Source organism: Halovibrio sp. HP20-59 (assembly GCF_033052795.2).
In the GTDB taxonomy this organism is placed as follows: Bacteria; Pseudomonadota; Gammaproteobacteria; order Pseudomonadales; family Halomonadaceae; genus Vreelandella.
On sequence record NZ_JAWJUW020000033.1, the window covers coordinates 1 to 10,992 of the forward strand.

10 protein-coding genes are annotated in these 10,992 nt (G+C 56.4%); 2 read left to right on the forward strand and 8 right to left on the reverse strand.

Going from position 1 to position 10,992, the window contains the following annotated elements; translation table 11 throughout:
* Window positions 1-163: 163 nt before the first annotated feature.
* From RZA33_RS18980 to nrdR, 8 genes are all read right to left on the reverse strand, one after another.
* Window positions 164-1,417, reverse strand: a complete 1,254-nt coding sequence (locus tag RZA33_RS18980) for a DUF945 family protein (RefSeq protein WP_317509283.1) — start codon at window positions 1,415-1,417, stop codon at window positions 164-166.
* Between the two features lie 111 nt (window positions 1,418-1,528).
* Complete coding sequence (locus RZA33_RS18985) at window positions 1,529-2,002, reverse strand: phosphatidylglycerophosphatase A (protein WP_317509284.1); 474 nt, start codon at window positions 2,000-2,002, stop codon at window positions 1,529-1,531.
* Window positions 1,999-2,991, reverse strand: a complete 993-nt coding sequence (gene thiL, locus RZA33_RS18990) for a thiamine-phosphate kinase (RefSeq protein ID WP_317509285.1) — start codon at window positions 2,989-2,991, stop codon at window positions 1,999-2,001. The genes RZA33_RS18985 and thiL overlap by 4 nt, the downstream gene beginning before the upstream one ends.
* A 36-nt stretch (window positions 2,992-3,027) precedes the next feature.
* Window positions 3,028-3,522, reverse strand: a complete 495-nt coding sequence (gene nusB, locus RZA33_RS18995) for a transcription antitermination factor NusB (RefSeq protein ID WP_317509286.1) — start codon at window positions 3,520-3,522, stop codon at window positions 3,028-3,030.
* The gene (gene ribE / locus RZA33_RS19000) at window positions 3,522-4,001 is read right to left on the reverse strand and encodes a 6,7-dimethyl-8-ribityllumazine synthase (protein ID WP_317509287.1); all 480 of its coding nucleotides are present in this window, start codon (window positions 3,999-4,001) and stop codon (window positions 3,522-3,524) included. The genes nusB and ribE overlap by 1 nt, the downstream gene beginning before the upstream one ends.
* Window positions 4,002-4,076: 75 nt before the next feature.
* Entirely contained in the window at window positions 4,077-5,243 is a 1,167-nt protein-coding gene (ribBA, locus tag RZA33_RS19005; protein ID WP_317509288.1) for a bifunctional 3,4-dihydroxy-2-butanone-4-phosphate synthase/GTP cyclohydrolase II, read from the reverse strand.
* Window positions 5,244-5,368: 125 nt separating this feature from the next.
* Window positions 5,369-6,526, reverse strand: coding sequence for a bifunctional diaminohydroxyphosphoribosylaminopyrimidine deaminase/5-amino-6-(5-phosphoribosylamino)uracil reductase RibD (gene ribD / locus RZA33_RS19010; RefSeq protein WP_317509289.1), 1,158 nt, complete (start codon window positions 6,524-6,526; stop codon window positions 5,369-5,371).
* Window positions 6,523-7,026 (reverse strand): transcriptional regulator NrdR, encoded by a 504-nt coding sequence (gene nrdR / locus RZA33_RS19015; protein ID WP_317509290.1) that lies wholly within the window; start codon window positions 7,024-7,026, stop codon window positions 6,523-6,525. Before nrdR ends, ribD begins: the two co-directional genes overlap by 4 nt.
* A gap of 224 nt (window positions 7,027-7,250) precedes the next feature.
* Between nrdR and RZA33_RS19020 the strand changes: the two genes are divergently transcribed.
* Window positions 7,251-9,017 carry a sugar phosphorylase gene (locus RZA33_RS19020; protein ID WP_317509291.1) on the forward strand — a complete coding sequence of 589 codons (1,767 nt, stop codon included), beginning with the start codon at window positions 7,251-7,253 and terminating at the stop codon, window positions 9,015-9,017.
* Window positions 9,018-9,202: 185 nt separating this feature from the next.
* Window positions 9,203-10,810, forward strand: coding sequence for a methyl-accepting chemotaxis protein (locus tag RZA33_RS19025; RefSeq protein ID WP_317509292.1), 1,608 nt, complete (start codon window positions 9,203-9,205; stop codon window positions 10,808-10,810).
* Window positions 10,811-10,992: the final 182 nt, after the last annotated feature.

The following is a 10,992-nucleotide window of genomic DNA, read 5'->3' on the forward strand; positions in this document are numbered from 1 at the left end:
AGCGCAGCGACGCGGCAATCTGCACCAGCGGCGGCAAACAACCCCGAGATCGCCACGCTTTGCTCGCGATGACAAAAACAGCCAAAACCGAGATCGCCGCGCTTCGCTGGCGATGACAGAATCTAACCCGGAGATCGCCATACTTCGTTCGCAATAATAACGCTTAAGGCCAAAGCTCGGGCATGGGTCGCCCATTAATTCGCCATACCCCGCGCACCACATCAAACTCTAATTCGCGGGTGCCCAATGGCAGCCCTAACCAGAGCGCCGCAACGGCGGGGGCGTCGTGCCAGGTGAAGTCGCCATCAAGGCGTTCAAGCCATTTCGCCTGTTCTTTTTCTTTATCCAAGTCGGTAACGCTCAGCTCATCCAAATCGCGGGCATCGAAAAATAGCGCGCCGTCAGCATTCACTCGAATGCCTAATAGCGGGCTATCTAGCGCGATGGTGGTCACATCTAAACGCGGCGAGTCGGTGAGCATTTGGCGCAAATCGGGCTCAAGGCGAGCGAGCAGCCCTTCCGCCATGGGCAGGCTGGCATCGCCCCATGAGGCTTCCTGGCGCAAGCGCCGAAATACTTGGCGCACTGCATCGGCGTTCAAGCGCGAAAGCTCCATCTCTACTCGGCCGTTAAGCAATGGCGTTTCCGGCGCCTCCGAAGGAATCATCACATCGCCTACCGCTAACTCGCCTTTTATGCGCAGCTCGCTCTCGTCTAGTTCCATATGGCTATACAGGTCTAGCGGCGCAAGCTGCATATCATAGGCGGGATAATGCAGCTGAAGCATTTCGATATGCAGGTGATCGCGTTGCGCAAAGTGGTAGGCGTCCTCAATATAAGTGTAACGGCTTTCAAGCTCGGTTGGCCCAAGCGTGAGCTGGGCCATGCCATCGGTCAGCGTGAGCTGATCTAACAACATACGCAGATGCCAATCACCGAATACACCTTCTACGCGTAGCCTGCCACCGCGAACGGCTAATTCGCGACCGTTTTGTTGAATCACAAAGGGCGCGAGGGAAAGGCGTAGCTCTGTGTGGCCACTGAGCGTGTGATAGCGCCCTTGCCAGCGTGGCACCGAAGGCGCCGTCACTTCACCGACGGCTTGCTGTAATACGGTGTCCAGGCGCGGCAATACAGAGCCTTCAACATCGGTACTTAAAATACCGTGGCGCGCGTTATAGGTCAGCTCAAGGCGCCAAGGGCGACCCAAAAGAGGTGAAAGAAGCAGGCGCCCCTGGGACGTTAACCAGCCCTGCTGGCTCTCTGTTCGGGTAACACGCCATTCACCACGCGCTTCTAAATCCTCTAGCGCTTGGCGCAGGCCGCGCTCAAAAAGCACGCTTGAGAGGAGCTGCGCCGCCATCCAAACAATGGCGAGAAAAGCCAGCAAGGGGACAATCAGACGTTCTTTGCGCATGCTATCTCCTTGCCTACGCTTTAAAGCCAACGCACCCGAATGGCGCTATCAACCGGTAGTGCTTAGTATCCATACTATTGAGAACCGCCTAAACGCAGCCAGAATCCAAGACTAATGCAACCAAAACCAAAGGTGCATCGTACTCCAGGCGTAAGCCCCTGCCATCACATCATCAATCATAATGCCAAAACCACCCGCCACACGACGGTCTGCCCAGCGTATCGGCCAGGGCTTAAAAACATCGAAAATACGAAATACCACAAAACCCCAGAGTGCAGCCTCCCATGAAAAAGGGACTGCTGCCATGGTCAGCCAGTAACCAACAAACTCATCCCATACGATACCCGAGTGATCGTGCACCCCTAAATCATGGGAGGTTTTGTCGCATAGCCACACCCCAACGACAAAGGCGACGAAGCAGATACCTAAAAACCATCCGAGAGGTAAATCTGCCATCATCCAGTAGAAAGGAATCGCCGCTAAGGTACCAAAGGTTCCAGGTGCCCAAGGGACGGTACCGCTGCCTAAGCCAAAGGCAAAAAAATGCGTTGGGCGGTGCCAGACACTTTTCGGTGCACGGTTCATGGCGCTTCCCTACTAAAATGCTGCCAGCCGACGTAACCACTTAGGTCCGTTTGATCAGAGGCGCTCATCACCCCCAAGGTACGACGACAACGACCAATGACCGAAAGCGACAGGCCCAATGCCGCTAAGCGCTGCTGCGCTTCAGATACCTTATCCGCGTTTAGCGTCACTAGTAGCTCATAATCATCGCCACCGCACAACGCCGCCTGCAGGGCCGCTTTGCGGCCTAAGGCATCGTCCAGGCCATCAGCCAACGGTAAAGTGTCCAGGTCGAGCACCGCGCCTACCTGGGAAGCCTCACGAAGATGCCCTAAGTCGGCCAGGAGCCCATCAGAGATATCCAGCGCGGCGGTGGCCAGGCCGCGCAATGCGACGCCCGCCGCCAAGCGCGGCTCAGGCAGCAAATAGCGGCTTAGCAGCGGATGGGTGAGATCGCGCTCACCACGTTGCCAAAGGGCGAGGCCACCTGCCCCGCCGCCTAGCGCGCCGGTGACCGCAATAACATCACCTGCCCGAGCGCCACTGCGGGTCAGCGCTTCGCCCACGGGGACTTCGCCCATGACGGTCACGCCGATGGAAAGCATGCCTGAGGTAACGTCGCCACCCACCAAGGCCGTGGCGTGCTGCTGGTTGAGCGCGTGAAAACCACGCGCATAGTCAGCTAGCCAGGCGTGGGTTGCTGCGTCGTCGGCGAACTGATGCTGATCAAGGGTTAACGCCATCCAACACCAGCGCGATTTAGCCCCCATGGCGGCTAGATCGCTCAGCGCGACGGCCAAGGCACGATGACCCACCGCGAACGCCGGAGCATCGTGAGGAAAGTGTACATCCACCACCGAGGTATCAACGCTCACCGCCAACTGTTGGCCGGCTGGCGGAAGCAATAGCGAGGCATCGTCTCCACATCCTAGTGTGACGCCGTTTGACGCAGTCGCCGCCTCCTGCGACGACATGAAGTAGCGTCGAATCAAATCAAATTCGGCAAGCACAAAGGCCCCTTAAACGCATTGTCATGCCGCTCGTGTTCAGAGACGACGAGCGCTGACTTCGGCACTGCGCAAGCGAATCGCCAGCTTATCGAGAATGCCGTTCACGTATTTATGGCCGTCGGTGGCACCAAACGACTTGGCCAACTCAACGCCTTCGTTAATGACCACACGATAGGGTACTTCCAGGCGGCGGGAAAGCTCATAGGCGCCAAGCCGTAAGATCGCCAACTCTACCGCATCAAGGTCTTCCAGGCGGCGATCTAACAACGGCGATATATCGCGATCCAGCTCCGCTTTGAAACGCACCGTGTTGTGGAGCAGTTCATGGAACAACGCCTTATCGGCGATTTCCATCACTTTTACCCAGTTTTCATGGTCTTCCAGGTCATCATCAGCGACTTGGCTACGAAACTCGGCTTCAATGGTGGTAATGGACTTACCGGTCATTTGCCACTGATAGAGCCCCTGCACGGTTAACTCACGTGCCGCGTGGCGGCTCTGCTGAGCGGCAGAGGGTTTACGCTCGCTCATTAGGCGTCTCCCAGAGCGCGCAGCAGAGAGACCATTTCCATCGCGGCCATGGCGGCTTCGGTACCTTTATTGCCGGCCTTGGTCCCCGCACGTTCAATCGCTTGCTCAATGGTTTCAACGGTTAACACGCCGTTGGCAACGGGAGTATCAAACTCAAGCTGCAAGTGATTAATCGCTGTGTTGCAGCCACCCGCCACGTATTCAAAGTGGGGGGTGCCACCGCGAATCACTGCGCCCAAGGCAATGACTGCATCAGGCTTCATCACCTTTAAAACGCGCTTAACGGCCAGCGGCAGTTCCCAGGCACCCGGCACGTGAACAATGTGGATATGTTCCATGTCCACGCCGTGGCGGGTCAGGCTGTCGACGGCGCCTTCTACCAGGCTATCTACCACGTGATGGTTAAAACGCCCCACCACGATGACATAGTGGCCATCGACATCAACAAACGTACCTTCAACTTGAGTGAGGGATTGCATCAAATTTCGTCCTGCTGAGTTAGTTCGGCTAAATAAGTTCTGATGAATTAGTGCTGATGAATTCGCTCTGATGAGTTAGCCCTGTTGATTAGCTGGCTCATGCACTGCGTCATTAGGGCCTAGAAGTTCAGTGACTTCGAGATCAAAGCCGGACAGCGCCGAGAATTTCCACGGTGAACTCAGTAAGCGCATTTTACCCACGCCCAAATAGCGCAGAATCTGCGAACCGGTGCCGATGGTTAAATAGTTACCGGCGCCGTCGGAGTCACTCGTACGCGGCTGACGCACGCGATCCAAAAAGATATCGAGCTGGTCTTTTAAATCCTGATGTGGGCGAGCGTCATCAATTAGCACAAACACCCCCGGCGCTGAACTCGCGATCTCGTCTAGCGCCCGATGGGCGTCCCAACGGCACTGCTCGCCTTTCATTAAGCCCATTACATCGCGCAGTGTATCGCTAAGATGCACGCGCACCGTGGTGGATTGCTCAGGCGTTGGCTGACCATTGACCAGTGCCAGATGGTGAGCGCCTTGGATGCGGTCGCGAAAAACGTGCAAAGTTAACTCACCGTGGGACGTCATCACCGTGGACGCTTCCAGATGGTCAATGGTCTGCTCGTTAACGATGCGGTAGTGAATCAAATCCGCGATGGTACCAATTTTAATCCCGTGCTCATGAGCAAAGGCTTCAAGCTCTGGGCGACGCGCCATGCTGCCGTCATCGTTCATGATCTCGCAGATCACACCGCTGGGATCACAGCCCGCCAATGACGCCAAATCACAGGCAGCTTCGGTATGCCCGGCACGACGCAGCACGCCACCCGGTTCGGCCATCAGCGGGAAAATATGTCCAGGCTGAACAATATCGGCCGGTTTGGCATGAGGCGCGACCGCTGCTTGAACGGTTCTGGCCCGATCTGCTGCGGAAATGCCTGTGGTAACGCCTTCGGTCGCTTCAATCGAGAGGGTGAATTTGGTACCAAAACCGGAGCCATTATCGCGCACCATCAGCGGCAAATTAAGCTGTTCACAACGAGCGCGGGTCATCGGCATACAAATCAAACCGCGGGCAAAACGAGCCATGAAGTTGATATGCTCGGCCTGCACCTTTTCGGCGGCCATGATGATATCACCCTCGTTTTCGCGATCCTCATCGTCCATGAGAATCACCATTTTGCCTTGGCGGATATCGTCCACCAGCTCGGCGATAGGGGCTAAGCCTCTAGAGGAGGGATGCGCCATGGAATCTCCAGTCTATGTTGTCAAAGACGGCTGTCACTGACAGTTGTCACGAAAGCGGTCGTCACGGACATTCATCACGAGAACGGTTGTCGCGAAAGGGGTCGCTTTAACGGCGATTTAGCGCGTCAGGGTACCTTGCTATCGTCGCTTGCGCTAGGGGAAGCAATAATGCGCCAATCGCGCCCCACCGCCCGCATATCGTGAATGGTCAAACGCCGCTGATCGGCCATACGCGCGAGCCCTGGCAGCGCAAATAGCGGCCTTGCCTCGCCACCTAGCAGCGTGGGGGCAACGAAAAGCTGCAGTTCATCAACCAACTCTGCATCCAGCATGGCGCCCGCTAAGGTGGCGCCGGTTTCCACTAGCAGTTCGTTTACCTGCTCATTTTCGGCTAACCACTGCAGCATTGCCACTAAATCGATACGGCCACCGCTCCCGGCGGGCAAGATCTGAATCTCAGCGCCCGCCTGGGTTAACCGCTGGCGCTTTTCAGCTGCATGATCGGGAGTGGTAATGATCAGTGTGCGCCCCGGCTCGCTCAAACAGGCCGCCGCCAGGGGTAAGCGCAGCCGAGTATCTAAAATCACCCGCAACGGCTGGCGACGAACCACCTCATCGGCGTTGTCGAGCTGTAACTGGTCAGCGCGAAGTGTCAGCCGCGAGTCGTCCATAATGATCGATTCGACGCCGCTTAATATCGCACTGGAACGCGCCCGCAACCGCTGGACATGGCAGCGCGCTTCTGGTCCTGTAATCCACTGCGACTCCCCCGAACCCATCGCAGTACGGCCATCTAAACTCATCGCCATTTTCAAGCGCACAAAGGGGCGTTGTTTTGATATCCGGGCAATAAAACCGGGGTTCAGCGCGCGCGCTTCGCTCTCCAGCAAACCCACGGTGACCTTAACGCCCGCCGCTTCGAGTATCTCAATACCACGGCCACTCACCTGAGGGTTAGGATCGACCATCGCGATCACGACCCGCGCTACTTTGGCGTTGCAAAGCGCTACCGCACAGGGGCCGGTGCGCCCAGTGTGGGCGCAGGGCTCCAGAGTGACATAGGCGGTCGCGCCCTGGGCCTGCTCACCGGCGGCATTCAAAGCGTGAATTTCAGCGTGGGGTTCACCGGCACGCCGATGATAGCCTTCGCCGACAACCTGCTCATCGCGCACAATCACACAGCCCACCCGGGGATTGGGGTCCGTGGTATACAAGCCTTTCTCCGCCAGCTGCAGCGCCCGAGCCATATAGCGGTGGTCAGCTTGGCTAAAAGCCCCCCTCATGATGACGACCCGCTGTCGTGGTCCGGCTGAGAAGACGGCTCTTGAGAAGGTTCTTGAGAAAGCCGATCGATTTCAGCGCGAAACTCGTCCAGGTCCTGAAACTTGCGGTAAACCGAAGCGAACCGAATGTAGGCCACATGGTCGAGGGTTTTAAGCGCCTGCATGACCGACTCGCCGATATCACGGGCGTTGATTTCTCGGTCGCCCCGGGCACGTAAGGTTTGACGAATGCGCTCTACCGCCGCCTCAATCGCTTCAGCGCTCACCGGACGCTTTTCCAGCGCACGCAGCATGCCTGCCCGCAGCTTGGCTTCATTAAAGCTTTCGCGGGAACCATCGGATTTCACCACCCGCGGCATCACCAGCTCAGCGGTTTCATAAGTAGTAAAGCGTTCTTGGCAGTTCGCACACTGGCGACGACGGCGCACCTGGTCGCCGTCAGCAACCAACCGCGAATCAGTCACTCGGGTATCGTTTGCACCACAAAAAGGGCAATGCATAGCGGTCAACCTGTTGTCAGCCCGTGCCGGTGTACCGCACGAGTTAGCGTGTTATAACCTATCAATGTGTGTGCCGTTAATCGCGCTTATACGGGTAATGATCACCCAATGTTAAACTAGCAAAGGCACTAGCCCAGCGTTTAAACGCGGCATTAGCATCGTATTGTAACGATTTGGCACACAAGCTGCAGTGTTTGTGGCAGATTGTTTATCAGGAGTTATCCATGTCCTCTTTCGAGCAGACCGTTCACGACTACCTTAGCCATCTTTACGGCCATCGAGCAGGCGAGGTGCAACGGCGCTTAAACCAACGTCTTGAGCACTTTCAACCACTTGCACCGGTTCCTTCCGCTCCCGCCGAGGTACCGGCAAAAAACGCACCATCATGGAGCGAAAAAGACCAGTGGGTCATTAGCTATGGTGACTCGATTGTTCAGGAAGGCACGCCCCCGCTGGCGGTACTCAGCGATTTTCTCAAAACGCGCCTGGGCGAGCGCATCAGCGGTGTACACGTGCTGCCTTTCTTTCCCTGGAGCAGCGACGACGGTTTTTCGGTCATTCACTACCGGGAAGTCAATCCCGAGCTAGGCGACTGGTCGCATATCCGCGAGCTGGCCAGCCATTACGACCTCATGGCGGATCTCGTACTCAACCACGTCTCACGGGAATCGCTTTGGTTCGTGGATTACCTGAGCGGCAGCCTGCCGGGCCGCGACTACTTTATCGAAGTCGACCCCGATACCGATGTCTCCCAAGTGGTACGACCGCGCAGCAGCCCCCTGTTGGTGCCGATTTCCACCCGTCGCGGCACCCGCTACTTATGGGCAACGTTTTCCGAAGACCAGCTGGATCTCAACTTTGAAAACCCGGATGTACTGCTGGAATTCATCGGTATTTTACTGTTCTACCTAGAGCAAGGCACGCGCATTATTCGCTTGGACGCGGTGGCTTTTCTGTGGAAGCGGCTGGGCACCGCCTGCATCCATCTACCCGAAACCCACACCGTTGTGCGGCTATTACGCGCCATTGTGGACCATCTCGCCCCAGGCACCTTGTTGGTTACCGAAACCAACGTGCCCCATAAGGAGAACATCAGTTATTTAGGGCTTCACCGGCTTCCCAAAGGGCCACCGGATGAAGCGCACATGATTTATCAATTCACCCTACCGCCCTTACTGCTCCATACCTTAACGCGGGGCGAAGCCAGCACCCTGCAAACCTGGCTTGCCAGCCTGCCCGTGCTGCCCGCCCACTGTACCTACCTGAACTTTACGGCCAGTCACGATGGCATTGGCGTACGCCCGCTGGAAGGTTTGCTGCCCGACCACGAGCGCGATGCACTACTCGAGCTAATGCATAAATTCGGCGGCTTTGTCAGCATGCGCAGCAACCCAGACGGTAGTGACACGCCTTATGAGATCAACATTACCTGGTTTGAAGCCATGCGCGGCACTCGTCGCGGTCCTGACCCCTGGCAGATCGCCCGCTTCCTGTGTAGCCAGGCGATTATGCTCAGCCTGCAAGGCATACCCGCACTGTATATCCACACGCTCACCGGTACGCTCAATGATGTAGAAGGCGTTGAGCGCAGCGGACGCCTGCGTTCGATCAACCGTCGGCGCTGGCAGCGCAGCGAGCTAGAGCTACTCATAGACAGCCCTTCCACGCCCACCCACGATGTTTTCCGCGCGTTAAACCGCTTATTGGACCAACGTCGCCAAGAGCCTTGCTTTCACCCCAATGCGGCTCAGCGAGTACTGGACTCTTGCCCGGAAGTGCTAGCAGTGGAGCGGGGCCCTTTAAGCGATGGACGTCGTTTGCTCGCGCTGTATAACGTCACTGACCTGCCGCTCCCTCTGGAAAAGATGGGCGAGGCGGTTACCCAAGCGCTTAGCCAACACGACTGGCAAGCACTCGACCCCGCTAACCCTTGGGAAGCGAGCGGCGCCCTTCCCCCTTACGCGGTGCGCTGGCTGGTGGCGATTGGCTAAATGGATGCTCATTTAACTCGAAATTCTTAAAAACACGTTTAAAAACAGGCTAAAAAACTGACCAAAAACAATAAACGGGAAGTTTCAATAACGTAATATTACTTTTTAAAGTCTTTGATGTTAAAGCCGATATAACAAATACAACTCGGCTCGCTGACATCACCTACCAACCAAGCAGGAAATCCATGACGCACATAACAACAACACAAAAACTCTGGGGAACGCTGGGTATTATCTGGATCGCCATGCTGCTCTTGGTTGGCTGGTTAGCCTGGGAGAATCGCCAGACGATTGAGAGCGAACGCCGCGACAGCATTCAGTACGTAGTAGAAAGCGTGCAAAGCCAAATTGAAGCCCTGCAAGAACAGGTAGCCGCCGGTGAACTTAGCCTGGAAGAAGCGCAGCAGCGCGCCATCGACAATATGTCCACCGTTAGCTTTGGAGCGGGTGAGTATATTTTCTCTTTCAACGATGACTTACTGATTATTTCCCACCCCAGTCGCCCGCCCGGCACTGACATGACCAACTATGAAGATGCCAGCGGTATGGCGCTATACCCAGAATTGCTGCGTGTTGCCCAATCAGGCGGTGGCCACGTTGACTATTACTCTACCCGCGCAGGTGGCGACGAGCAGGTGCAAAAAACCAGTTACGTCGCGCACCTCCCTGAATGGCAGTGGTCGCTAGCCACAGGTGTTTATGTGGATGACATTAATGCCGCCTTTATTACCGGCTTAATTCGTTCGGTAGTAATACTGCTGATCATCGGCCTACCGGTGACATTGCTGATGGGCTGGGTTATTCGTGACCTTTCGCGTCGTTTAGGTGGCGACCCACGCTACGCGGTCAGCGTGGTGCGCCATATCGCCGATGGGGACTTAACTCAGGTAACGCAGCTTTCAGCCAAGGATCAACAAAGCTTACTGTTTGATATTAACCGCATGCGAGAAACTCTGGCCGAGACGATTGGCGATATTTACCGCGGTGCCGACCAGGTAAACAGTGGCGTTGGGCAGATTGTGGGCGTTAACGAAGAGCTCTCCACGCGTACCGAACAACAGGCGGCCTCGTTAGCCGAAACGGCTTCGAGTATGGAACAGCTCACCGCCACGGTTAAGCAGAACGCCGAACATGCCGATCATGCTCGCACGCTGGCCACCCGAACAGCAGACAGTGCACAGCGCGGCAGTGACTCTATGTCCAACGTGATTTCTACCATGGCGACGATTAACGAAAGCGCCACGCAAATGAGCACCATCGTCAACACCATTGACGGCATCGCCTTCCAAACCAATATCTTGGCACTCAACGCCTCGGTGGAAGCCGCGCGTGCCGGGGAGCAAGGGCGTGGCTTTGCAGTGGTTGCCAATGAAGTCCGCCAGCTAGCCAGCCGCTCCGCCGCCGCCGCTCAAGAAATCAAAACCCTGATTGAGGCGTCAGATGGTAAAGTCACGGAAGGCAGCCGCCAGGTACGCGATACCGGCGATGTCATCAACAGCATGGTGAATGATATTAAACAGCTCAGCACGCTGGTGCAGGATATTTCTGCCGCCACCATTGAGCAAAGCAGTGGTATCGAGCAGGTCAACCAGGCGGTCACGCAAATGGACCAAATGACACAGCAAAATGCCAGCCTAGTGCAAGAAAGTACCCAGGCGACTCAATCGCTCGCTCAACTTAGCGATCAACTGCGTCAACTGGTTGCCCACTTCCGCATCAACCAGAGCGAAAACCGCGCTCAGGCTAACTTACCCGCTGCTCCACAGGCCTCTCACCAGCACAGCGATTTTTAGGTTTTGGCTGTGTCTGTCATAGCGAACGGCTCTCCCCATGTCATCGCGAACGAAGTGCGGCGATCTCGGGGTTGGGCTGTGCTTGTCATCGCGAACGAAGTGTGGCGATCTCGGGGTTGGGCTGTGCTTGTCATCGCGAACGAAGTGTGGCGATCTCGGGGTTGTGGTGCCACCGCAGGTTG